At 43.5% G+C, this 25,014-nt stretch carries 26 protein-coding genes; 12 read left to right on the forward strand and 14 right to left on the reverse strand.

The genetic code is table 11. The features are described from left to right. Positions 1–233 precede the first annotated feature (233 nt). Entirely contained in the window at positions 234–1,136 is a 903-nt protein-coding gene (locus H7J92_RS01350) for a DMT family transporter (RefSeq protein ID WP_221835083.1), read from the reverse strand. A 125-nt stretch (positions 1,137–1,261) separates the two neighbouring features. On the opposite strand from H7J92_RS01350, the gene H7J92_RS01355 reads away from it, so the two are divergent. Then, the gene (locus tag H7J92_RS01355; protein ID WP_425441349.1) at positions 1,262–1,984 is read left to right on the forward strand and encodes an MgtC/SapB family protein; all 723 of its coding nucleotides are present in this window, start codon (positions 1,262–1,264) and stop codon (positions 1,982–1,984) included. A 34-nt stretch (positions 1,985–2,018) separates the two neighbouring features. Here H7J92_RS01355 and H7J92_RS01360 read toward each other — a convergent pair whose 3' ends face one another. Continuing rightward, positions 2,019–3,182 carry an iron-containing alcohol dehydrogenase gene (locus tag H7J92_RS01360; protein WP_221835084.1) on the reverse strand — a complete coding sequence of 388 codons (1,164 nt, stop codon included), beginning with the start codon at positions 3,180–3,182 and terminating at the stop codon, positions 2,019–2,021. Between the two features lie 103 nt (positions 3,183–3,285). On the opposite strand from H7J92_RS01360, the gene H7J92_RS01365 reads away from it, so the two are divergent. Beyond that, positions 3,286–3,528 carry a DUF378 domain-containing protein gene (locus H7J92_RS01365; RefSeq protein WP_009497996.1) on the forward strand — a complete coding sequence of 81 codons (243 nt, stop codon included), beginning with the start codon at positions 3,286–3,288 and terminating at the stop codon, positions 3,526–3,528. 45 nt (positions 3,529–3,573) lie between these two features. Here H7J92_RS01365 and H7J92_RS01370 read toward each other — a convergent pair whose 3' ends face one another. From H7J92_RS01370 to H7J92_RS01400, 7 genes are all read right to left on the reverse strand, one after another. Further along, entirely contained in the window at positions 3,574–4,818 is a 1,245-nt protein-coding gene (locus H7J92_RS01370; protein ID WP_009497997.1) for a Glu/Leu/Phe/Val family dehydrogenase, read from the reverse strand. Between the two features lie 141 nt (positions 4,819–4,959). Then, positions 4,960–6,153: an ornithine--oxo-acid transaminase gene (locus H7J92_RS01375; protein WP_040759394.1), complete on the reverse strand. Its 1,194-nt coding sequence runs from the start codon at positions 6,151–6,153 to the stop codon at positions 4,960–4,962. A 24-nt stretch (positions 6,154–6,177) separates the two neighbouring features. Beyond that, entirely contained in the window at positions 6,178–7,725 is a 1,548-nt protein-coding gene (gene pruA / locus H7J92_RS01380; RefSeq protein WP_221835114.1) for an L-glutamate gamma-semialdehyde dehydrogenase, read from the reverse strand. A gap of 154 nt (positions 7,726–7,879) precedes the next feature. Further along, the gene (gene yugI / locus H7J92_RS01385) at positions 7,880–8,254 is read right to left on the reverse strand and encodes a S1 domain-containing post-transcriptional regulator GSP13 (RefSeq protein WP_040759395.1); all 375 of its coding nucleotides are present in this window, start codon (positions 8,252–8,254) and stop codon (positions 7,880–7,882) included. A 126-nt stretch (positions 8,255–8,380) separates the two neighbouring features. Beyond that, positions 8,381–8,632, reverse strand: coding sequence for a DUF1871 family protein (locus H7J92_RS01390; RefSeq protein WP_040759692.1), 252 nt, complete (start codon positions 8,630–8,632; stop codon positions 8,381–8,383). 545 nt (positions 8,633–9,177) lie between these two features. Then, the gene (locus H7J92_RS01395) at positions 9,178–9,399 is read right to left on the reverse strand and encodes a hypothetical protein (protein WP_009498002.1); all 222 of its coding nucleotides are present in this window, start codon (positions 9,397–9,399) and stop codon (positions 9,178–9,180) included. A 29-nt stretch (positions 9,400–9,428) separates the two neighbouring features. Then, positions 9,429–10,019, reverse strand: coding sequence for a peptidylprolyl isomerase (locus H7J92_RS01400; RefSeq protein WP_078818066.1), 591 nt, complete (start codon positions 10,017–10,019; stop codon positions 9,429–9,431). Between the two features lie 235 nt (positions 10,020–10,254). Here H7J92_RS01400 and H7J92_RS01405 point away from each other — a divergent pair, with 235 nt between their 5' ends. Further along, positions 10,255–11,496 (forward strand): MFS transporter, encoded by a 1,242-nt coding sequence (locus H7J92_RS01405; protein WP_221835085.1) that lies wholly within the window; start codon positions 10,255–10,257, stop codon positions 11,494–11,496. A 153-nt stretch (positions 11,497–11,649) separates the two neighbouring features. Continuing rightward, entirely contained in the window at positions 11,650–13,503 is a 1,854-nt protein-coding gene (locus tag H7J92_RS01410) for a transglycosylase domain-containing protein (RefSeq protein ID WP_221835086.1), read from the forward strand. Positions 13,504–13,606: 103 nt separating this feature from the next. On the opposite strand, the gene H7J92_RS01415 is transcribed toward H7J92_RS01410, so the two are convergent. Continuing rightward, positions 13,607–14,179: a YufK family protein gene (locus H7J92_RS01415; protein ID WP_221835087.1), complete on the reverse strand. Its 573-nt coding sequence runs from the start codon at positions 14,177–14,179 to the stop codon at positions 13,607–13,609. A gap of 181 nt (positions 14,180–14,360) precedes the next feature. On the opposite strand from H7J92_RS01415, the gene H7J92_RS01420 reads away from it, so the two are divergent. Genes H7J92_RS01420 through mnhG form a run of 7 tightly spaced genes read left to right on the forward strand, consistent with a single transcriptional unit; the run spans position 14,361 to position 20,133 of the window. After that, positions 14,361–16,769, forward strand: coding sequence for a Na+/H+ antiporter subunit A (locus tag H7J92_RS01420; RefSeq protein WP_281422241.1), 2,409 nt, complete (start codon positions 14,361–14,363; stop codon positions 16,767–16,769). Further along, on the forward strand, positions 16,756–17,178 hold the full coding sequence (locus H7J92_RS01425; protein WP_078818061.1) for a Na(+)/H(+) antiporter subunit B: 423 nt from the start codon (positions 16,756–16,758) through the stop codon (positions 17,176–17,178). The genes H7J92_RS01420 and H7J92_RS01425 overlap by 14 nt, the downstream gene beginning before the upstream one ends. Further along, positions 17,178–17,519 (forward strand): Na(+)/H(+) antiporter subunit C, encoded by a 342-nt coding sequence (locus H7J92_RS01430; protein ID WP_009498009.1) that lies wholly within the window; start codon positions 17,178–17,180, stop codon positions 17,517–17,519. The genes H7J92_RS01425 and H7J92_RS01430 overlap by 1 nt, the downstream gene beginning before the upstream one ends. Beyond that, complete coding sequence (locus H7J92_RS01435; protein WP_281422242.1) at positions 17,512–19,002, forward strand: Na+/H+ antiporter subunit D; 1,491 nt, start codon at positions 17,512–17,514, stop codon at positions 19,000–19,002. The genes H7J92_RS01430 and H7J92_RS01435 overlap by 8 nt, the downstream gene beginning before the upstream one ends. 6 nt (positions 19,003–19,008) lie before the next feature. After that, positions 19,009–19,491 (forward strand): Na+/H+ antiporter subunit E, encoded by a 483-nt coding sequence (locus tag H7J92_RS01440; protein WP_078818059.1) that lies wholly within the window; start codon positions 19,009–19,011, stop codon positions 19,489–19,491. Further along, entirely contained in the window at positions 19,488–19,769 is a 282-nt protein-coding gene (locus H7J92_RS01445) for a Na(+)/H(+) antiporter subunit F1 (protein WP_009498012.1), read from the forward strand. Before H7J92_RS01440 ends, H7J92_RS01445 begins: the two co-directional genes overlap by 4 nt. Beyond that, positions 19,753–20,133, forward strand: coding sequence for a monovalent cation/H(+) antiporter subunit G (gene mnhG, locus H7J92_RS01450; protein WP_078818058.1), 381 nt, complete (start codon positions 19,753–19,755; stop codon positions 20,131–20,133). The genes H7J92_RS01445 and mnhG overlap by 17 nt, the downstream gene beginning before the upstream one ends. Positions 20,134–20,154: 21 nt before the next feature. On the opposite strand, the gene H7J92_RS01455 is transcribed toward mnhG, so the two are convergent. Together H7J92_RS01455 and H7J92_RS01460 are read right to left on the reverse strand one after the other, a co-directional pair. Beyond that, on the reverse strand, positions 20,155–20,394 hold the full coding sequence (locus H7J92_RS01455; protein ID WP_221835089.1) for a hypothetical protein: 240 nt from the start codon (positions 20,392–20,394) through the stop codon (positions 20,155–20,157). 71 nt (positions 20,395–20,465) lie between these two features. Beyond that, positions 20,466–21,974, reverse strand: coding sequence for a leucyl aminopeptidase (locus H7J92_RS01460; protein WP_221835090.1), 1,509 nt, complete (start codon positions 21,972–21,974; stop codon positions 20,466–20,468). A gap of 156 nt (positions 21,975–22,130) precedes the next feature. On the opposite strand from H7J92_RS01460, the gene H7J92_RS01465 reads away from it, so the two are divergent. Beyond that, complete coding sequence (locus H7J92_RS01465; protein ID WP_221835091.1) at positions 22,131–22,607, forward strand: divergent PAP2 family protein; 477 nt, start codon at positions 22,131–22,133, stop codon at positions 22,605–22,607. A 70-nt stretch (positions 22,608–22,677) separates the two neighbouring features. On the opposite strand, the gene H7J92_RS01470 is transcribed toward H7J92_RS01465, so the two are convergent. Beyond that, a complete protein-coding gene (locus H7J92_RS01470) occupies positions 22,678–23,004 on the reverse strand; it encodes a YuiB family protein (RefSeq protein ID WP_078818054.1) in 327 nt (108 codons plus the stop codon). A gap of 400 nt (positions 23,005–23,404) precedes the next feature. After that, positions 23,405–24,622, reverse strand: a complete 1,218-nt coding sequence (locus tag H7J92_RS01475; protein ID WP_221835093.1) for an NAD(P)/FAD-dependent oxidoreductase — start codon at positions 24,620–24,622, stop codon at positions 23,405–23,407. Positions 24,623–25,014 lie beyond the last annotated feature (392 nt).

The raw sequence follows: 25,014 nt of genomic DNA on the forward strand, positions 1-25,014 counted from the left end.
TTAAGATACTCATTTTGTTTATGTCACCGGCAAAGCCGATGCACAAACGTATAATTCGTTAACGTTTTGCTGTTCAGTTTTCAAGGTTCATGTTGTGTGCTTGTTGTAAAAGCGACTTCTCTATATTACACTAGGCACCACTTCAAGTCAACAACTTTTTTAAAAGAAGTTTTATTGTTTTTGTGACTGCCTCAAGCGACAAGAACTAATATACAATAGATTCGATAAAGAAATCAAGCCTTTTTAAAAAAAAGTTTTTTCTTTATTGCTTTGAAGTCGAGCACAAACAGCAAGATCCCTGTCAGAATAACGATTCCGCCTATCATTTGCGAAACAGAAATACTTTCTTGCAAAATATAATATGCTGCAATGGAAGCAACCACAGGTTCAAATAAGATTGTAATCGAGATCACATTCGTGCTAACCCATTTTATTGCCCAGTTAAATAATGTGTGACCTAATAGATTCGGAAGTAAAGCCAAAGCAAGAAACCAACCCCAGTCAGAAGCCGGGTAACTAAATAAAGGTTGCTGTATCGTAATAACATATAGAAACAAAGCGATCGAACTAACTAAGTAGACAAGAAAAGTATAGGTTACAAGTGATACTCTCTTTCTTACGTCTTGTCCTACCAATAAGTAAGCTGTGATAAAACCACAAGCCAATAATGCCAGCACATCACCGAATAACGCAGCTCCACTTACTCGAAAATCTCCCCAGCTTATAATAATACTCCCGGTAAGTGCAACTATGACAGCGGTCAGCATTTTCCCACTGATGATTTCTTTAAAGATGAGGGCAGTTCCTGTTAATGCGAAAATAGGTTGCAGGGTTACAAGGACCGTGGAACTTGCAACTGAAGTGTAATTAAGAGATTCAAACCAAAGTATAAAATGGATAGCAAGAAATATACCTGCTATCGAGGAAAGCAGCCAATCCCTCTTTGATAAACGATATAACTCCTTTCTATAGGATTGCAAAAAGAATGGAAGCATAATGACTACTGAAAAAAACATACGATAGAAGGCGATCACTCCTGCATCCGCTGTCGTCAGTTTCACAAAAATTGCGGATAAACCAACAGTCAAAACGCCGATTGCAATAGGTATGTATGGATGAATTATCGGTTTATTCAAAATGAATCACTTCTCTTTCTATCTCTTTACCCTTTACAATAGGTGATAAGAGATCTAAAAAACTATTTTGGATTTTAAAGCCTTCCCGGCTATCTCCCCACTTTAGCAGCAAAGGAGGATTTACCTTGCTACCCTTACTTACTGAATCATTAAATATGGAAGCAGTTATGAAAATCGGCATTGCACTTTTCCTTAGTTTGGTAATCGGTGTCGAGCGAGAAATTAAAAAGAAACCGATTGGATTAAAAACGAGTGCAGTTATTGCCACCTTCAGTTGCTTGTTAACCATCATTTCAATTGAGGCTGCCTACTTAGTCCCCGCACGAGACGATATCAACATCACGATGGACCCTTTACGTTTATCTGCACAGATCGTCAGCGGCATCGGATTTTTAGGCGCAGGAGCAATTCTTCGAAGAGACAATGATAACATAACCGGGCTCACTACGGCTGCCATGATTTGGGGGTCTGCAGGAATTGGGATTGCCGTTGGAGCCGGATTTTACATCGAATCTTTCTTTGCGGTCATTAGTGTAATGCTTGTCATCGAGGTGGTCGCTCCATTCTTAAGCAGATTTGGTCCAAGACGCCTTCGGATGAAAGAAGCAACTTGCATCGTCATCATCACTGACAAGGACAAAATCGAAGATCTTGTCCAATACTTGCGAAAAGAAAGCATGGAAATTGACCATATGCGCATTAGACAGTTCGAAACCACTCAGCATCAGTACCAGCATGAGTTGCAATTCAAACTCACTGCACTTCCAAAAAAATCTACGTCTTCTCTCTATGTAGAGTTAACCACCCTTCCTTATGTAGAATCAGTGGAGCTCGTTATTTATCCGTAAAAAGCGTCAAGTCGATGGGACTTGACGCTTTTTCTTATAAGCTTGCTTTCAATAATGTCAAAACTTCATCTTCTGAGAGCTTCGCATATCCGCCAAGCGGCCCTTTAACAGCGGCTTTCTGGGCAATTAACTCTAATTTCGAATCATCAATTTCATAGTCGGCAAGCGAAACCGGCGCACCGATTTGTTTCCAAAAAGCACTCAATCGATCAATACCTTCCATTGCAATCTCCTCGTCCGACTTATCGGTTGGATCCACGCCAAAGACGTTGGTCGCCAAACGTACATAGCGTTTTGGGTTGCGCGGGAATGTCTGCTTCATCCAGTGCGGGAATAATATCGCCAAGCCGCCTGCATGTGGAATATCGTAAACCGCCGAGACCGCATGCTCGATATCATGAGTTCCCCAATCTCCCCTTGTCCCCATCGACAAGAAACCATTCAATCCCCATACTCCTGCCAGCATCATCGATTCTCGAAGTTCTAGATTATTAGGATCCTCTACTAGTCTACCTCCAATATCCATTACGGAACGTAAGGCCGCTTCACACATTTCATCTTGAAAAGGCGTATTGTCTGTTACATGAAAATATTGCTCGAAAATATGTGACATCGTATCCACGATACCGTTGACTGTTTGATCCATCGGGACCGTTAATGTATAAGTTGGATCAAGTATAGAAAATTTAGGGTAATTGAAAGGTCCACCCCAACCATACTTCTCTTGAGTTTCTTCATTCGTGATAACGGAACCCGCATTCATCTCAGAGCTGGTTGCCGTAAGCGTCAATATTGTGCCAAAAGGCAATGCTTCTTTCGGTCTGGCTTTTCCTGTTACGAGGTCCCATGGATCTCCATCATACTTTGCAGCAGAAGCGATCAATTTTGTGCAATCGATTACAGAACCGCCGCCAGCCGCCAGAATAACATCGACATCGTGCTGTTTGCAGAGATCAGCTCCTCTTTTAGCAGTAGATAAACGTGGATTGGGTTCGACTCCCCCCATTTCCACTACTTCAAAATCATTTTCATTTAAAAGTTTCATTAATGAATCATATAAGCCGTTACGTTTAATACTACCGCCACCATACACTAATAGTACTTTTTTTCCGTAACCAGCAAGTTCTTTAGGCAATCTTTGAAGTTGGTCTTTACCAAAAATCAGTTTTGTCGGGTTTTGAAAAACAAATTTATTCATTCTTCTGCCTCCTTTTTCCTCTCTCCATTATGAAAAAGATGTATTTGGGATGCAAGTATAGTGTTCTCGAAACGGGATATACTTTACTAAAGGAGGCGATCGTATGGAAACACTAAAAAAATTAGCACTGGCCATTACGATTATCGGGGCTTTGAATTGGGGAGTCGTTGGCATTTTCCGATTTGATGTCATTGCACAATTGACGGAAGGTGCTTATCAGCCGTTAGCAAGATTTTTATACGTGGTCATCGGATTATCCGGATTGATGACGCTTGGAGTGTTATTTAATTATTGGCAACAGACAGATGAAGAGCCGACACCTGCGCCATCCACAGAAAATGCATAAAAGGCATCTCCTCAACAAGAGGAGATGCCTTTACTGATTTACAACTTATACCCAACCACGGAAGCGGCTGGCTTCTGCTGTTCTACGCACACCGATCATGTAAGCAGCAAGACGCATATCCATGTTACGTGTAGTCGCAACATTATAAACGTTTTCGAATGCTGTAACCATTTTTTCAGTCATCTTTTCACGTACTTCTTCTTCTGTCCAGTAGTAACCCATATTGTTCTGAACCCACTCGAAGTAGGAAACGGTTACACCGCCCGCACTCGCTAATACGTCAGGAACCAATAGAATTCCACGGTCTGTCAGGATTTTAGTCGCTTCAGACGTAGTTGGACCATTCGCTGCTTCCACAACGATACTTGCTTTAATGTTATGAGCGTTCTTTTCAGTAATTTGGTTCTCGATTGCTGCTGGAACTAAGATATCGCAATCCAATTCTAGCAATTCAGCATTAGTCAGCGTGTTATCAAATAACGTAGTGACTGTTCCGAAGCTATCACGACGATCAAGCAGATAGTCGATATCTAAACCATCTGGATCATGCAATGCGCCATACGCATCAGAGATACCGATTACTTTCGCTCCTGCATCATGAAGGAACTTGGATAGGAAACTTCCTGCGTTACCGAAACCTTGCACGATGACACGTGCGCCCTTCATATCGATATTGCGACGTTTTGCCGCTTCGTTAATAATGATTGTTACACCTTCAGCAGTCGCACGGTCACGTCCGTGAGATCCACCAAGAGCAATTGGCTTACCCGTAATGAAGCCTGGTGAGTTGAATTCGTCAATTTTGCTGTACTCATCCATCATCCAAGCCATAATTTGGGAGTTTGTAAAGACGTCTGGCGCTGGAATATCTTTTGCCGGTCCCATTACTTGACTTAGAGCCCGCACATATCCGCGAGACAAGCGTTCTAGTTCGCCCATCGACATTTCACGCGGATCACAGATAATTCCTCCCTTACCGCCGCCATACGGCAAGTCAACGATGCCGGCTTTCAACGTCATCCACATAGAAAGTGCTTTCACTTCATCAGCTGTAACACCCGGGTGGTAACGCACGCCGCCTTTCGTAGGTCCGACCGCGTCATTATGCTGACCGCGGAAACCCGTAAATACTTTTACTTTCCCATCATCCATGCGGACTGGAATTCGTACTTCCACCATACGGAGTGGTTCTTTCAGTAGTTCATACATTCCTTCATCATAGCCTAACTTTTCAAGTGCTTCTTTGATCACGACTTGCGTAGACGTAAATAGATTCAGGTTTTCTGTCATTGTATGGTTCGCCTCTTTGTTTGGTATTGTCTTTCACGGACACATTATAACATGAGGATAATGAAACTTCCACCCATGGAATCCAAACCTTTTTCGAATTATTTCATTCGTCATAAATGGCGATCCAAAGTGAGCTTCTCATCAGCTCTCAAATACTGCACGAATTTTCCCAAGCGCCCAGTCCAGTTCATCCTTTGAAATGGTGAGAGGCGGCGCAAAGCGGATTACCGTGTCATGGGTTTCTTTACACAATAGACCCAGTTCTTTGAATTTCTCACAAAACGGGCGGGCAGCTTCCGTCAATTCCATCCCGATGAATAGGCCGCGTCCGCGTATTTCTTGAATGGACGGATGCGAAATCTTCTTCAGTTCCTCCATAAAATAATCGCCAAGCTCTCTCGCTTGTTTTGCCAACTCTTGCTCTTCCAGCACTTCTAACGCCGCAATCGATACAGCACATGCCATAGGATTCCCACCAAACGTCGATCCATGCGAGCCTGGATTAAAGACACCGAGCACATCATCGTTCGCTACCACACAGGAAATTGGAAATACGCCACCTCCTAACGCTTTTCCTAAAATATACATATCGGGCGTGACACCTTCCCATTCGCATGCGAACATTTTACCTGTACGGCAAAGTCCTGCTTGAATTTCATCCGCGATGAAGAGGATGTTTTCTTTCTTGCAGAGAGTCGCCGCCTCTTTTAAGAAGCCTTCAGGAGGAATGATGATTCCGGCTTCTCCCTGTATCGGCTCGATTAGGAAAGCAGCGGTATTCGGTGTGATCGCTTCTTTCAACGCTTCCAAATTGCCGTATTCCACCAACTTAATGCCCGGCAGTAAAGGGCCGAATCCCTTTTTGTATTCTTCATCAGACGACAATGAAATCGCGCCCAACGTTCGGCCATGGAAGTTTCCGACACACGCAATAATTTCCGCTTGGTTATCTTCTATACCTTTCACGTCATATGCCCAGCGCCTCGCAGCTTTCAAAGCGGTTTCCACAGCTTCTGCTCCCGTGTTCATTGGAAGAATCATATTTTTTCCGGTAAGAGCAGACATTTTTTCGTACCACGGGCCCAATTGATCGTTATGGAACGCACGTGAAGTAAGGGTGACACGGTCCGCTTGATCCTTCAGTGCCTGAATGATTTTAGGGTGGCGATGGCCTTGATTGACTGCAGAATATGCGGCTAGCATATCCATATATTTATTGCCCTCCGGATCTTTCACCCAGACACCTTCCGCTTCTGCAATGACAATCGGAAGCGGGTGGTAATTATTCGCTCCATATTTTTTCGTTTGTTCTATAATGCGATCTGTTTTAGACATACCCATACCCTCCTCATAACCCACTCATAGCATTTCCGATGTGGTCTTTCCTTGCATATGAAGCTGCAGGTAATCCGGACCGCCTGCTTTTGAATCTGTGCCTGACATATTAAATCCGCCAAATGGCTGGTATCCTACGATGGCACCCGTACAGCCTCGGTTAAAATACAAATTGCCGACATGGAAATCCTCCCGCGCCTGTTCGATATGATGACGGTTCGTCGTGATAACGGCGCCTGTTAATCCGTAGTCTGTATCATTGGCAAATTGAATCGCTTCCGTAAAAGATGAAGCCTTCGATAATGCGACGACCGGTCCGAAGATTTCTTCCTGTGAAATACGTGCGTTTGGAGTAACGTCTGCAAAGACTGTCGGCGCCACAAAATACCCTTTGGAATCGTCACCTGTTCCACCCGCCACAAGACGTCCTTCTTGTTTACCAATTTCAATATACTCCATTATTTTATCGTATGCGGCTTGATCGATGACCGGACCGGCTAAGTTTTTCCCATCGACTGGATCGCCCCAGTTGAACGTTTTCGCTAACGCTTCTACTCGGGTGACCACTTCATCGTAAACCTCTTCATGGATGATCGCGCGTGAACAAGCCGAGCATTTTTGTCCACTAAAGCCAAATGCAGATTTGACGATCGACTGCGCAGCCAGCTCCAAATCTGCTTCATTGTCCACTACAATCGTATCCTTCCCGCCCATTTCTGCAATGACGCGTTTCAGCCAAATCTGACCATCCTGAACTTTCGCCGCGCGTTCAAATATACGCGTTCCCACTTTGCGCGAGCCTGTGAATGAGATAAAGCGAGTAGCAGGATGATCTACTAAAAAGTCTCCAATGTCTGAACCAGACCCTGGAATATAGTTGACGACGCCTTTTGGCATACCCGCTTTCTCTAATACTTCAATGAATTTATAGGCGACTACTGTGGCAGTTGATGCCGGCTTCAATAATACCGTATTGCCGGTAACGAGCGCCGCCACAGTTGTTCCTGCCATGATCGCAAAAGCGAAGTTCCATGGGGATATGACAACACCCACGCCGAGCGGAACATATTCAAAACGATTATATTCGCCAGGTCTGCTCTCAACCGGCATTCCGTCCTTTAGCTTCAGCATCTGGCGTCCATAGTATTCCATAAAATCGATACCTTCCGCCACGTCAGCATCCGCTTCATTCCAAGGCTTCCCCGCTTCTTTTGTCAGCAACGCAGAAAACTCAAATTTGCGGCGGCGAATGATTGCTGCTGCCTTGAATAAGACATCCGCACGGAACTCTGGCTTCACTTTTCTCCAATTCTCAAATGTTTCTTTGGCTGTTATCATCGCTTTCTCTGCAAGTTCACGGCCAGCTTGCGATACATTGCCGATGACTTCGTCTTTATTCGAAGGGTTGTTCGATGCTAATTTTTTATCCGTTATGATCCGTTCGCCGCCAATAATCAAGGGATATTCCTTACCTACATAGCTTTCTACTGTCTTCAGGCCTTCTTCATACGCTTTGCGATTTTCTTCGACCGTAAAATCTGTAAAAGGTTCATGTTTGTATGGAATCATCAGTCTACTCCTCCTTTATAGATAAGACGCAACTATCTGCGCTTGATAACGCTTACATATATAATCATGCAAGAAGTTTCAGAGGATGTCAAAGAGCAATCACTCAACTTTGATAATTTAAAAAATCACGAAAGCAGATCGCTGCTTTCGTGATTTTTTAATGACCAGATTGTTCGATCCAGTCCTTTAACTTGTCTTTAAGTGAGTTGAATCCATCTGCGTCTTGCTGATCCACACGTTCTTGTAAGGATTGACGAGTACGGGGATGGTTCTGATAGGAGCTGGGCGGTTCTTGCAGTGCGCGAATCGATAAGCTAATTTTGCTAGCCTCGTCATCCACTTCCAACACCTTCACACGAACTTCTTGACCCACTTCCAAATGTTCATGGATATCCTTGACAAATCCATAGGTGATTTCAGAGATATGCACTAACCCTTGCGTTGAAGCATTTAGCGCGACAAACGCACCGTACGGCTGTATTCCGGTAACTTTACCGGTTAGCTCATCTCCTACTGCAAATTTGTGAGACATGCAAAACAGCTCCCAATCTATAGTAGTATCTAGTCTGCCATTGCGGCCGCTCATAGTATACCATATTCTGAAGAGTTGAACAAAAAACCGCCTTTCAGCAAGGCGGTGATAAAGCTCTGTAAAGCATCAAACAATGCACTTGGCTTCGTATTTGACAGCTAACAGTTTATATGAAATTTCCATGCATTTTTCTAAAGGTATCCAAATTTGATAGGATTGCTCATATACATTACGAATACACTTGGCCAAGTCTGTCGGATGGTCGATATGATGGAGTCCCGCCACGACATCCGCAATTTCTAAATCATACGCATCCTCGCCTGCTGAGAAAGGATCCCATTCTTTCAGGAGTGCGACAGCACGTTTCTTCATTTCCATGGTTTGCACGATTCGTCACCTTATTTATGTTTTCTTTCTATCATAGCATAGCGCCTTAAAAGAAAAAAGAGAGACGCCACAATTTCAACAAACTTTAACATTTTGAGTTTATGAGTAGAACCAAAAAAGCGCTGAACAGAAACACGGGCTTGTGGCCCGGGGATTGTTCGCTGTAGTAAATAGTGAGTTCACTGTATAAAGTAAGTGTGTTTGCCTCCTTAAACAAAGAAGTCTCTATTCCTTCTGAGACGCTAGCCCGTGTTCTTGCCCTCCCGCCTGCATCGACCTTCAACTCACTAAAGTTAGGACATTATGCCAGTTGCTCGTAGTGGAAGGCGGCGAAAGGCAAAAATGTGTTCCCAACGCTTCGCTTATGCTCGCAAAAGTCGTTCTACGTTACGGCGTTTAACGCGAATGGTGAGACCCTGGACGGAGCGAATCGGAGGAAGCGGTTCATCCGTGCCCCGCAAGCGTCCGCCTGGAACGCAGACCAACGATGCAGCTCCCACTAGCCCATCTATTCTTTATCTATTAAAAACACCCCATCAATCGACGGGGTGTTCTTTGTTTTGATTGAGTTGGCGTTCTTTCAAAATACGCTGCTCGAGTTCTTTCGTTTCTTCTTCCTGCCTTTTGGACTTCCGTAAAATCCAGCGGAATGTCAACAGCATCAAGACCATGAAAATGAAGAATGAAATGGCTGCAGGGATATATTCTGCCTTATCTTCTGGAAAGTAAAGGAACGGCATCAATAAAACAAAATTCATGCTAGTTTCCCCCTATAGGTAAATCAAGATTATTTTTGAACGATTTCAATCGATTCGATTTTGATTTCCTCTTTTGGCTTGTCCTGGCGATCACGTTTCACGCCTGCAATTTTGTCGACAACGTCCATTCCTTCAATCACTTGGCCAAATACTGTGTGGCGTTGATCAAGATGCGGCGTGCCTCCGTTTTCTGCGTAAGCTTCCGCGATTTCATCAGGCCACCCACCTTTTTTCAACTGATCTGCAGATGCGCCAGCTAGTTCTGAAGCTTGGACAATGAAGAATTGACTGCCATTCGTATTTGGACCTGCATTTGCCATGGATAGCGCTCCACGCAAGTTAAATAGGTCCATTGTGAATTCATCTTCAAATGAATCGCCATAGATGCTCTCTCCACCCATACCAGTGCCGGTCGGGTCTCCGCCTTGAATCATGAAATCAGGGATTACACGGTGGAAAATAATTCCATCATAGTAGCCATTTTCAGCATGTGTCAGAAAGTTCTCTACTGTTTTAGGTACTTGCTCTTTGAAAAGCTTAATTTTTATTGGACCCATCGTTGTATTCATGACAACAAGTGCTTCGTTTTCTGCTACTTCATGGTTTAATTGTGCGTACATGGAATTCCTCCTCTAATTTGCTTGCCTGGTACTGCTTCGTATATGAAAACAGTCTACCATAGTTAGGTGGAAATTTCGATAATTGAACTTGTGACAGTTAGTTGACAGTACCAGTTTTTTGATGACACCCAGCTTCAGACGCCTTCCGCTTTTGGTTCAAGCTAGATATTTCCTTCGCCTACCGAATTGTTTTATACTGTATATTATAAAGTTTTCCATAAAAGGTGGTCCAATTTTGAGCAGACATAAGAAAAATTTTATAATCATCTGGGTGACCAACTTTCTAGTTGCCGGCACGATGACGATGATCATGCCTTTTCTTTCGTTATACATTGAAACATTTGGAGATTACTCGGAGGAGTATGTTCAGAAATGGGCAGGATTGATTTTTGGGGCAACATTCATTACTGCACTGATCATGTCGCCTATTTGGGGTCGTTTTGCCGATCGTTTTGGATTTAAGCCTATATTGCTGATCAATGGATTCGGGATTGCGATTTCCGTCTTTTTAATGGGGTTCGTTAATTCCGTGGAGGTCTTTTTTCTATTACGGTTAGTAAATGGTTTGGTGACAGGCTTTCTGCCGACTTCATTGGCTTTCATCTCTTCTCAGACACCTCGTGAACAAGCAGGTAAGATGCTCGGGACGCTGCAGATGGGCGGTGTCGCAGGGATGCTGTTCGGCCCGGTATTAGGCGGGATGATGGCCGATAGTTTCGGTTTCAGCTATACATTCATCATTACGTCAGTATCCGTGGTCATCGCCGCGTTGCTCGTTTTATTCGGAATTATAGAGGAACACCGTGTGAAGGCCCGAAAAGTAGTTGCGTATTCTCGAAAAGTCATTATTGGCGGACTGTTTAAGCACCGTTTGATGTTTAATGTGATGATTGTGACGACATTGATTCAAGTGGGCAACTTCAGTATCCAACCGTTGCTTTCACTGTACGTGGCGGATTTAACACACGCTGCGACCAATGTGGCATTCTTGGCAGGCTTGACATTCAGTGCGACCGGGCTCGGAAATTTACTTTTTGCTCGAATGTGGGGCAAAATTGGAGATGACATTGGATACGAAAAAGTGCTTGGGGTCTTACTGATTCTGTCCTTTGTATTTATTATCCCGCAAGCGTTCGTCACGTCCCTTTGGCAACTGGTCTTGCTGCGATTTTTATTCGGGATTTCAACAGGCGGTATGATTCCAATTACAACAGCACTTGTCCGAAGGGAAGCCCCTCTTGAAGTGCAGGGCGAGGTGATGGGCTATAACACAAGCTTCCGTTTCCTCGGTAATATTATCGGTCCGATGTTTGGCGGTATTGTCAGTGGCTACATCGGAATTCCAGCTGTGTTTATCGTCACAGGAGTGCTATTTGTGATAGGCTATGCCTTTTTGACATTTGCGATTCGACGACCAACTCAAGACTTCGAACACTTTTTGGAAGATCGACAAGTAGAAGCGAACGACAAAATATAGTACCGGTCTCGTATATCCTTTGTGATGTACGAGACTTTTTGTGTTTTCACTTAAGTTCGCATTATTCTGTACTCCATCTCTTCCAATTAATTTATGTTATATTTTTCTAAAGAGTGAGTTTCGATTTGCGAACGTGTAGAGGGGCTGAAAGGTTTGAAGCAGTTGGTTGGTTTGGTCATTACGTTGGCTTGTATTCCGTTGTTGCTGTTCATACAAGATCAGATTCAGGCTGAAGCAGTACAGACTGAAGCTTTGCAAGAGTCTATTCAAGAAGCTGTGCAATTGGAAGCGCCAGTAATTGAAACCCCGGTTCAGATGAAGGATCGGAATGGACAAATGTTTGCGGAGGAGTATGTGGAGTGGCGACGACCAGTGGATTTAAAAGATATGACGTATTTTACACGGCAAGTTTTTTTGAAAAGTGAAGACCGCACGTTTTATGAACACCGCGGTTATGACATTGCAGCAATCATTCGTGCGTTCACGATTAATGCCGCTACTGATGATGTGCGTCAAGGGGCTTCTACCATCACACAGCAAGTCGTACGTATGCGCTATTTAACGACCGAGAAGACGTACGAGAGGAAATTCAAGGAACTGTTCCTTGCTGCTGAATTGGAGAAACAATCATCCAAAGATGAAATTTTAGAAATGTACTTAAATGAAATGTATTTCGGTAACCGGGTCTACGGGATCGGTGGTGCCGCTACATTCTATTTCAACAGACCGCTGGATAAATTAAATGAAGCAGAAATTGCATTTTTAGCGGCGATTCCGAATAATCCTTCACTCTATGATCCATTGCGTCATTTCGATCGGACAAAAGAGCGGCAAGAACGATTGCTCGATGTTCTCGTTAAACAGCAAGTGATCACAGCAGAACAATTTGAAGACTATCGCCAATTCCCTATTCAACTGAATATAAAGAAAAAAGAACAGGACTTTCCAATGTACAGCTCCTATGTTCTAGAAGAATTAAAACAGCTGATTGCTCGTTCCGAAGGGCTAGATGCATCATTGCTCAAAGCCAAGACGCCTGAAGAACGACAGCACTGGCAAAATGAAATCAATCGACGTGCCGGAGAGGTCATCCGACAAGGTTTAATGATCGAAACAGCATTGAATCCAACGAAACAACAGCATGATGAAAATAGATTATCTGCCCTCCTTGGGAACCGAGGCGTGCAAGCGGGTGCTGCAGTGATAGACAATGAGCAGCGTGAAATCGTCAGTCTCTATGCAGGAGCAGGCTATAAAAAAACGGATTTCAACCGGGCATACCAAGCGGTCCGTCAGCCCGGCTCTGCCATCAAGCCGCTGCTCGTCTATGCTCCGTTTTTCGAGAGCGGTCCGTATCATGCCGACACACCTGTCAACAGTAGCAGTATTTGCATTTATGGCTATTGCCCACGAAATTACGGAGGCTATCAATTTGGGACGACTTCTGTTCGGGAAGCTTTCCGTAACAGTTATAATACGACAGCCGTCCGCCTGCTGCAACGAGTCGGGATTGATAATGCTTTCGCCCATCTGGAACCTTTTCATTTCCAGCATGTCACGGAAGCAGATCATACCTACCCTGCTGCTCTTGGCGGATTCTCCAAAGGCGTAACACCTCTTGAAATGGCCGGGGCGACGACCAGCTTTTTGGACGGCACTTACGAACCCCCCCATGCTATACGGGCTGTAAAGGATATTAAAGGCAATGTACTGTACAAGTGGAAGGAATCTTCGAAAGTCGTATGGTCGCCTTCTACTGTCAAGAGCATCCGTTCTCTTATGCAGGAAGCAGTGTTGAACGGTACAGCGAGAGGTATTTCCTACACGACCGGTTACACGGGGGCAAAAACAGGAACGACCGATTCATTTAAAGACTTATGGGTAATCGGCATGAATGATCGGTATACATCCGCAGTTTGGATTGGTTATGACACACCAACCCCTATTCCTCGCCTGCGCGATCAAAAACTTCATCTGCGTGCGTTCTCCTCTACTATGCAAGATTAGAGGGCAGGATATGATCATTTAGAGATGATGTATTAGTAGCTGACAATGAAATATAGGCTGTTAGAAAATCATAGTACATTGATTTTCTAACAGCCTTGTTTTTTCATTTAACCGGATTTGATAATGGAATACTTGCCAGCAACCCATTGTACAGACGGATGACGATGTAGATGAGGACTGCCAATAAGACACTCCAAATCACAATCTGGAAGAAAATTAAGCCGACAGTATGAGTCAGCGACATGAATGGACTTAATTTATAGACGACATATATGAAATAAACGAAGGATGTCACGATAAAAATCAACACTAAGGCTTTCCAAGACTGAATGCCAAACGCGGAAACAAGTGCCCCAACAAAATAAATAACAGCTCCGGATTTCGACGCACTGTAAGAACCTTCCGACTCTTCTTTTAAGAAAAACAGTAGCGCTGTCTCGTGAATCGTCGTCGCGATCAACTTCAGCGCTGCAAATACCATAAAGAATAATAATGTATACATCGTCAATAAGAAAATACGGAGTTGAAAATCAGACAAGAACTCTCGCATTCCTTGGTAGAGACCGATTTCCTTAAAAAAGATAATTGATTCGCCCACACTGTATACACCGAAAGTTAAACTGAACAGAACAACGGTTACAAATGGTAAGTAACCAAACAAATACGGATTTTTCATTAGACACCTCAAAAATTTTTTTTGCCCTCTTAATAATATAAGAAGGAAGTCGAATAAAGCAATAATTGGTCAGATGTTGTCTATGCAATTTGAAATGTTTTGCGCTATACTTACAATTACGTCCACGTATAGGTTACTGGACTTTTATACTTTAAAAAATATGGATGGAAGGAGGATTCTCTTGGAATTCGTGTTATTGATTTTTTTACCTTTTGTATTCGCAATACTTGTTCCTTTTGCTTACAAATACATTAAAGGTATACATACCGGTTGGTTCGTTTTACTCGTTCCTCTAGTGTTGTTCGGATACTACCTGAGCTTCATCCCTTTGACGATGGATGGCGGTCATGCTATTTCTGAAATAAAATGGATTCCCACGCTTGGAATCGCGTTTACTTCATACATAGATGGTCTCAGCTTATTATTCACATTATTAATTACTGGCATCGGTTCGTTAGTTGTATTGTACTCCATTTTTTATATGGATAAGAAAAAAGAAAACCTGGGCAGCTTTTATGTTTACTTGCTCCTTTTCATGACAGCCATGCTGGGGGTTGTACAGTCAGACAACACGATGACGCTTTATTTATTTTGGGAATTAACGTCCATTTCCTCATTTTTATTAATCGGTTATTGGTATACGCGTGATAAATCTCGGTTTGGTGCATTGAAATCCATGATGATTACAGTTTTTGGTGGATTGATGATGCTTGGGGGCTTTATCCTACTTAGTATAATGGGGGAAACATTCTCTATTCGAGAGTTAATAGCACAAGCACCTGACTTAGTGAGTCATCCGTATTTCACGTCGGCTCTGATACTGATTTTACTTGGCGCTTTTACGAAGTCAGCACAATTTCCTTTTTACATTTGGTTACCCGATGCAATGGAAGCACCTACCCCTGTCAGTGCGTACTTACACTCCGCCACAATGGTTAAAGCAGGAATTTACTTGGTGGCGCGTTTCACACCGATTTTCGGGACTTCCTCCACTTGGATTTGGCTCGTAACCGGAATTGGTTTACTGACGTTGTTCTGGGGCTCGTTTTTCGCTGTAAAGCAGACCGATTTGAAAGCGATTCTAGCCTTTTCGACGGTCAGTCAGCTCGGTTTGATCATGTCGTTGCTCGGTGCAGGAGCCATCTCCTATCATACGACGGAAGCCATGTTCGCTTTTGCTACATACGCGGCAATTTTCCATTTGATTAACCATGCGACGTTTAAAGGCGGTCTCTTCATGATTGCAGGGATTATCGATCATGAAACCGGCACGCGGGATATTCGGAAGCTCGGTGGATTGATGAGTATTATGCCGTTAAGTTTTACCGTTGCCTTGATCGGTTCATTATCGATGGCTGGATTGCCACCGTTTAATGGGTTTCTAAGTAAAGAAATGTTTTTAGAATCAATGGTAGCTCTTCGACATTTTGAATTGTTCCAGTTTGATACGTGGGGTATTTTGTTCCCGATTGTCGCTTGGGTTGCAAGCGTATTCACCTTTACATATAGCCTATACTTCGTCTTGAAGACGTTCTTGGGTCAAGGTAAAGTGGATCAGCTGCCGAAACGTCCGCACGAAGCGCCGATTGGCATGCTCGTTGCACCGATGATTTTAGCAAGCTTGGTGATCATTATTTTCTTCATTCCAAATGTACTTGGAAAATGGGTCATTAAACCTGCTGTAATGGCAGTACAGCCTACTTTGTACGGCAGTCCTGCTGATATTGATATCCACGTTTTGGCATGGCATGGTTTCGGATCGGTTGGGCTATGGTTGACAGTTGCCATTGTCATTGTCGGCTCATTACTTTATTTGACCATTCCAAAATGGCAGCCGCTCTATAAGCTTCAGCCTGCCAAGCTGTCTCTGAATGAAGGCTATGATGCCTTGATGCGCGGCAGCGAAAAAGGGATGAACCGCTTGTCCCGTGCCTATATGACAGGTCTTATACGCACGTATTTACTTTATATGTTTGCGTTTTTATCTGTCACGGTCATTGCTGTACTGTTCATTAAAGATGCATTTGTCGTCGATATGAATAGCTTTGCGGCGATCACGCTATATGGTGCGTTGAATGCGGTCATTCTCTTGTTATCTATCGGGTTTGTTGTGTTCGCAAAGTCACGCTTGGCTGCGATCATCGCACTTGGCGGTGTCGGCTATTCTGTTGCGCTATTCTTCGTCATTTTCAAAGCACCAGACTTGGCATTGACGCAACTGGTGATCGAAACCGTTTCGGTCGCGTTATTCTTGTTGGCATTCAAACATTTACCTGCTTTAAATGAGCATGGTGAAACGAAGAAAACCAAAGTTGTCAATTTGATTATTTCTTTAAGTGTCGGTGTAATGGTGACGTTGGTTGCCCTTTCCAGCCACTCTCAAAAATTGATACCTTCGATTTCTCAGTATTATAAGGATACGGTAGCGACTGAGGCGGGCGGCGGTAATATCGTCAACGTCATTCTCGTGGATTACCGTGGTTTTGATACATTGTTTGAAATCGCAGTACTTGCGATTGCAGGGATTGCGGTTCTTGGCATGATTCGCCTGCGTGTATCGAGAAAGGAGACAACAGATGAAAACAAATGACGTCATTTTGCAGACCACAACCAAAGTAGTGTTTTTCATCATCTTCCTGTTCTCTATTCATATTTTCTTCGCGGGACATTATACGCCCGGCGGAGGATTCGTAGGCGGCCTATTGACAACGGGTGCTATCGTGCTGTTGCTTCTGGCATTTGACTTGAAGACGATTCAACAAATTTTGCCTTTCAACTTCACTATAGTTACGGGGATCGGTTTATTGCTGGCATTAGGTACTGCTGCCGGATCAATTTTCTTCAATGTTCCGTTTTTCACACATGCATTCGACGACTTCACCTTACCGCTTTTTGGTGAAACGTCACTTCATACAGCGATGTTGTTTGATAGCGGTGTCTATTTAGTAGTAGTCGGGTCTGCCATTACGATTATCCAATCGATTGGAGGCGACGACTGATGGAACTATTGCTTGCAATCCTCATTGGTATCTTGTTTACGGCAGCCGTCTATTTAATACTTTCAAGAAGTTTATTGAAAGTTATTTTAGGTACCAGCCTTCTCAGTCATGGTGCGCACTTGCTCATCTTGACGATGGGAGGACTCGGCGGCTCAGCGCCTCCTGTATTGATTGATGGGGTGACTGATTTTGCAGACCCCTTGCCGCAAGCGCTGATCTTAACAGCGATTGTTATCAGCTTCGGTGTGACCGCCGTCATCCTCGTCATGGCGTACCGGATGTATTCGGTCCATAAAACAGATAATATGAATGAATTGAGAGGGAATGATGAACATGATTAATCTTCTTTTATTTCCGATCATTATTCCTTTCTTTTTCGCGATGATTTTATTGTTTTTCAAAGAGCAGGTAGTCATCCAGAGAGTTTTGACAGTGATCGGATTGACTCTTAGTCTCGTTGCTTCGATTTGGCTGCTTGTAACAGTAAAAGCAGAAGGAATCCAAACCGTGACACTTGGAAGCTGGCCTGCACCGTTCGGAATTACGATGGTCTCGGATATGTTTTCCGCGTTGCTCGTTACCACTACGATTTTGATAACATTCTTTGTAGTGTTGTATAGTTTCCAATCCATCGGAATCGAGAGAGAACGTTTTTTCTATTACCCTGCGATATTGTTCATGATCACAGGGATTAACGGTGCTTTTACGACAGGTGATATTTTCAATATGTTTGTATTCTTTGAAGTCTTGCTCATCGCTTCTTACTTACTCATCGTATTAGGCGGCGAAAAGAGACAGCTTCGGGAGTCCATTAAATACATTTTGGTTAATGTCATATCTTCAGCGCTATTTGTCATCGCCGTTGCTTATTTATATTCTATTGTCGGTACGTTGAACATGGCGGATATTTCGGTGAAAATAGCAGAGATAAACCAGCCGGGGATCATCTCCGTCCTCGCAATTTTGTTTTTAATTGTATTCGGAATCAAAGGTGCGATCTTTCCCCTTTATTTCTGGTTACCTGGATCGTATGCCGCTCCGCCGATTCCTGTCTTGACATTATTCGGCGCACTTCTGACAAAAGTCGGTGTGTATGCCATCACGCGTACATATACGTTGTTTTTCGTCCATGATATCGGATTTACGCATCAATTTTTGCTCGTCCTGTCATTGCTGACGATTGTGGCGGGTTGTATCGGGGCTCTTGCCTATTTTGATTTAAAACAAATTATCATTTACAACATCGTTATAGCAGTCGGTGTCATTTTATTCGGTGTAGCGCAAATGAATACATCCGGTTTAGAAGGCGCTGTCTATTATTTGATTCACGATATGTTGATTAAGGCCGCTTTGTTTGTCTTAATCGGAATCATCATTTACGTGACCGGTACTTCGAATTTGCGGGAGATGGGCGGGCTGATTAAGTCGCACGCTGCACTAGGATGGTTTTATTTGATTGCAGCGTTTGGTTTAGCGGGTATTCCCCCTCTGAGCGGGTTCATTGGGAAATTATTGATCGTCAAAGGGGGCTTTGAAGCAGACAATGCATTTGGTAGCATCGTTCTCTTGGTTTCCAGTTTAGTTGTTTTGCTGTCTGTCATCCGGATTTTCATATATGCTTTCTGGGGTCCTCAAAATCCCGATTATCCGCTGCCTGTTACGAGTAAGCGAACATACCGCCAATTGATGGCGCCAGCAGTATTGCTCGTGCTTGTTACGGTAGCGTATGGTGTCGGTACGGAATGGCTCATGCCCTATATATCGGATGCGTCTGATGTATTACGTGATCCTTCCATTTATATAAATGCGGTGTTAAAGGAGTAGAGGTCAATGGCTTTTCAGATACTTTTAAATTTCTTCATTGCAGTCGTTTGGATGTTCATGACAAGTTCATTGACACCTTCTACATTCGTTATTGGATATATCATTGGTCTGCTTCTCATCATTATGACTCGACGCTTTTTCCCAGGTCGCCTATATATTTGGCGTCTGTGGTCAGCGCTTAAATTGACCGCTATCTTCCTAAGGGAATTGGTGTTGTCTAATATCTCGGTTTTACTGTTGGTCATTAAACCGGACTTGTCATCGATTCAGCCTATGATTTTTGCCTTGCCTACTGAACTGGAGCAAGATTGGGAAATCACACTTTTGTCCAGTCTGATTACGTTAACACCTGGAACGATTGTCATTCATGTTTCGGATGATCAGCGGACGCTATATATTCATGCAATTGATGTGGACGATGTCGATGAAGCGATTGATTCCATTAAAAACACATTTGAGAAAGCGATTATGGAGGTGAGTCGGGGATGATTATTTTTTATACAGTCTGTTTAGTATTGGTCATCTTATCGATGGTCGGGTTGTTATACCGTGTATGGCGGGGCCCTTCTGTTCCTGACCGGCTCATCGCGCTCGATGCGATTGGTGTCATGCTGATCTCTTCAATCGCGCTATTGTCTATCCTATTCGACACGCCATTCTTTATCGACGTGATATTATTAATTGCCATCATGTCGTTTATTGGTACTGTGTCCTTCTCTAAATTTATTGAGAGAGGAGAGATTATCGAACGTGGATCTGATAGCTGATATTATTATTGTGTCACTCGTCGTTGTGGGAATCATCTTTACGATTGTCACGGTCATTGGAGTCTTGCGGCTTCCTGATGCTTATACTCGTGCGCATGCTGCTTCGAAAAGCGCCACGCTCGGTGTCATGAGTCTGTTGCTCGGTGTCTTCTTTCATTTTTGGTGGAATGAAGGACATTTCAGTATCTCGTTATTATTAGGGATTGCGTTTTTGTTCATCACCTCTCCGATCGGCGGTCATTTGATGGCACGCGCTGCCTATATGTCAGGCGTGAAACCTACCGAATTGACAGTTGGAGATGATTTGAAGGACGAGGTTGAAAAGAAAAGAGCGGAAATAGCAAAAAACACGCAGGAGGATTGATCCTCCATGCGTGTTTTTTCTTTAAAAGTATGGATAGAATGGCTGATAAAAAGGAGGATAAAAAGGATAAGGCTGTGGATAATAGCCGCCACCATAACCGCCGTAGCCACCGCCATAGCCCCCATATCCATAGCCTGGAGAAATGACATTTCCTAAAAATCCGCCGACCAAGCCGCCGAGAAATGGACCACCGAATCCATAGCCTCCGCCAAATCCACCTCCACCTGATCCATAACCGCCTCTGTAATGACCTCTTGACATAACATGCTCCCCCTTTCCCTGTATCCTATGCCCAAGATAAAAAAGGGTTTGGGTCAAATGCCTAATTAAAGTTATTCCTCTTGTTCTGCCGCAAGACGTTCTATAAAGGTCGCAAGCGTGCGCACCATGACACCTGTTGCTCCTTTAGGTCCTAACGCATGAGGACTTGCTGCGTCAGACGTACCAGCGATATCCAAGTGAATCCACGGCGTTTCTTCTGCAAATTCGCCTACGAACCCGCCTCCGAAAATCATATGGCCGTCGCGACCAGGTGAGTTATTCAAATCTGCAACATCACTTTTGCGAATACGTTTCTTATCATTTTCCGTAAGTGGAAGACGCCAAATGAATTCGTCTGTCTCCTCTGCCGCTTCGGCAAATTGAGTATAAAAGTCTTCGTTATTCGTCAATGTGCCTGTCTTGTCGTTACCTAGCGCCACAATGACACCGCCTGTCAGCGTCGCTACATCAATCAAGTATTTAGCACCGGCTTGCTTGGCATAGGTCACTGCATCCGCAAGCACGAGACGGCCTTCTGCATCTGTATTCAATACTTCAATCGTTTTACCGCTCAATGAAGTAATAACGTCATCCGGTTTAAATGCAGCACCAGAAATCATATTATCAGTCGATGCGATGACCGCGATGACGTTTTTCTTCGGTCGCGACTCCCCAATGATGCACATTGCACCAAGAACAGCCGCAGCGCCGCCCATATCCCCTTTCATACCTACCATGCCTTCACGGGGCTTCAACGAATATCCGCCCGTGTCGTATGTGATGCCTTTACCGACCAATCCAATGACATCCTCCCATTGTTCGGTCGCCTGATATTTTAAGACGATAAGCTGGGGTTCTTCTACGGATCCCTGGTTAACGGCCAGTATTGCACCCATACCAAGCTCCTCCATCTCCGCTTTGCCAAGGACATCAATCTCCAGGTCATAGCTATCTGCCAATTCGCGGGCATAGTCGGCCATTTTAGTCGGCGTCAATAAATTAGGTGGGACATTGACAAGTGTCCGCGCTTCATTCACAGCATGCGCATAAATCATGCCCACTTCGCCTGCTGCTTTAACACTTTGTTCATCCGCTGTCGTGATGAATGTCACGGCAGAGAGTGCCACATCTATTTCATTGGAAGTCGTTTGAAAACCTTCATACTCATATGCACCTAGGCTGATACCTTCAGATGCCAAGTAGACAACATCTTCACAGGTAATGTCGTCATTACAAAAAGGAGCCGTCCACACTGCTGCTGTTTTTACTCGATCCTTGCGCAACTGCTTTCCTACGGCAGCGAATAATTCACGAAGCGGTTGTTCCGCCAATTCTTTCTGCTTGCCGACTCCCATAAAATATACACGCTTGTATTTCTTCTCAGAAAGAGCAGGCATTTTCGTTAGTTGCTTAAAATCTTGTTGAATATCATGTGATTTTATCCAATCCGGTACAGATGGATGAAACGCTTTCACGAATGCATCCCAGCCTTCTATATTTTCCGGGTGGTCGGGCACTCCAATAATCAGTACATCAACCTCTTGCTGGTCAATTGTTAATGCGGTTTCAACTGTAATCATATGATGATATCCCCTCTCTTTATACAGCTACACTTTATTAGTATAGACTAGTCAGATTCACTGTACCAATGACAAGGTTTATTGTTTTTTGCATCGATTCAGAAAGATTATGGTATACTTGTTCTCAATATACCGACCGAAAGGGAGTGGAATCATTTGGCCATTTTTGAAAACATACCGCTCCTCGCAGCGTTATTCGCCATTCTTTTTGCTCAATTTGTAAAAATTCCCATTCATTTTTTATTAACACGTAAACTCGATATCGGCTTAATGACATCTACAGGAGGGATGCCCAGCTCGCACTCCGCCGCGGTCACTGCCTTGACCACTGCCATTGCGTTTGAAACTGGTCTCGAATCTCCATTGTTTGCTGTGTCCGCAATTTTCGCAGTCATAGTCATGTTTGATGCGACAGGAATCCGCTATCAAGCGGGGCAGCAGGCCATTATTATTAATCAAATGCGGGCAGATTTTCAAATATTTGTAGAGGATATAAAAGACTGGCCTAAGAAGGACAATGAGACAAAAATGAAGGAGTTGAAGACCTTACTCGGCCATAAACCGAGCGAAGTGTTCTTTGGCGCCTTAACAGGTATCGCGATTTCAATTTTCACGTATACCGTGATTTTATGAGTGTCAATCATCATAAAAACCCCCAAACCACTATAGGTTTGGGGGTTTTAGATATGTAACGATTCATCCATCAAAACATCTGATACCCTTGCTTGCGTAATATTTTAATGACGAATCCCGCAATGATCGCCCCTACCAGTCCGCTTGATAGAATCACGATATCTACCACATGAAGGGACATAATATTACTTCCCAGCTCACCAAACGCAAAGCCAGGTTTCGTGATGTATTGATACATCGGTACATCATCAATAATGAAAATGACCACGATCGGATAAATGATTGCCATAAGCCATGTCATGCGCAACAGCATATTCAACAAAAAGCCGATGCCGAAAAACATAACAATAAATATCAAGATCGATAGCATCACTTGTGCTATAGATATCGTTTGCATTGTCGTTTACCTCCAGTTCATCACTCCACATTTTACAGGATAGGATGAATGCTTTCAATAGAATGAGACAGAGTATGGAGACAATTTTTTCAGTTGTCATTAAATCTTAAAAAACAACAAAATGATTTGATTGCTAAATCACTCATCAGAGTTGACTTTATATCATACTTATAAAAAAGCACTTTTAAAAGCGTGTGTTTTATAATGCAGGAATGATATACAGGGTTTAGGGTTCCGGAATTTAGAGCTTAGATATGCTCGTAACGCTTCGCTTTTCCAGCGGGATTAGCTCACCGCAAGGCGTCCGCCTGGAAGGTAGGTCAACGGTATCTTTACCGCTTGATAGTATTTTCATCTACAAGTCAAAAGCACCCGCAGCTGCGAGTGCTTTTCCATTTTTTTATTTCAGGAAGTTGAACTTCCCTTTTTTTATCGTCAAGCCGACTCCGCCGACCATAAAGAGCGCTCGGTTATCAATCATTTTCTTCATGAATGATGCTTTTGTGCCTGTGATTTTCTTATCGAACACAACACCGATTGCATCGGAATCGCCAAGTGAACATACGCTTCCCTTTAGATCCGGTACAAATTCAGCGGTTTGCTTGCCTTGAATCAGAGCAATGATATTATTCGCACACATATCACCTTGCTGCATCGCAATTTGAGCAGTCGGTGGATATGGACGATTGATCGCTTCATTGATCATTAGAGAACAGTCGCCGATTACGAAGACGTCTTCGAAGCCAGGTGCCCGCAAATCTTTGTCTACTTTTACTCGAGCACGCATGTTTTCAATACCCGATTCTTCAATCATACGGTTTCCGCGAACACCTGCAGCCCATACAACTGTACCAGCTTTGATGAACTCAAATTCATCTTCGCCTTTTTTTATCTTAACGCCTTCAGGAGTCGCTTCCACAACCGGAGTTCCGATAGAGAATTCTACCCCTTTAGATTCTAATTGACGTACTGCATATTCAACAAGTTCCGGATCAAAGCCCGGTAAGACCATTGGCGCAGCCTCTACACATAGAATGCGTACCTTCTCAGCAGGCACATCGTATTCTTTACATAATTCAGGGACACGGTTACCTAATTCACCAAGATATTCAATACCTGTGAAGCCAGCCCCGCCCACAACAATCGTTAGACGGCTGTCGTCTTTCTCTTCTTCAAGAGACCAAGTCGCAAATTGGTATTCCATATGATCACGGATTTGGCGAGCTGCTTTTACGTTTGCAATCGATAGAGCATATTTATCAAGCCCTGGAATACCAAACGTTTCACCCTCGAAACCAAGTGCAATCACAAGATAATCATATGTATGTGAACCAATGTTTGTCGTCACATTCTTGTTCTTTACGTCAATTCCCGTCACTTCAGCTTTGACGAATTGCACTTTGTTGCTATTAATGACGCTTGCAATATCGTAACGCACTTGCTCAGGAGCCAACGTTCCTGCAGCCGCTTCATGCAACCAAGTAGACTCGTAGTGATAGTCGTTTTTATTGATGAGGATGACATCAGCTTCATCTGCACCTAATGATTTTTGTAAATTGACAACGGTCATCAAACCACCGTATCCTGCACCCAAAACTAAGATTGTCGGTCTTTTCACGTAAATCGAAACCACCTTTAAATTTATTAAATGCCGAGTACGTGTAAAATAGGCAATACATAGTTTTACGAAGTGCTGGCATTTAGATTTGATATGATTTTGCTTTCCCTATTTATAGTAGCCTTTTTGCGCATGCTTTTCAATAGGATTCTTATTGTGCAAATAATCAATTTCGACTAGTGAGCCACATGCATTTTCAGGCTATTATAAACAATTTATAGGTTTCAATCACAGTCCGGATTGTGTATTCCTTGCCTGTATGATTTGATTCTATTGTAGCCTAACTAATGTGGAAAAGCCATTCTCGAGGATGTTTAGACGCTTCATTGAAATTTTCAATTCGTGTAAGTACAACATGTCATTTCCATTTTTCTTCAGTTATTTTGTTTAAT

Source organism: Sporosarcina aquimarina, from assembly GCF_019748715.1.
GTDB lineage: Bacteria > Bacillota > Bacilli > Bacillales_A > Planococcaceae > Sporosarcina > Sporosarcina newyorkensis.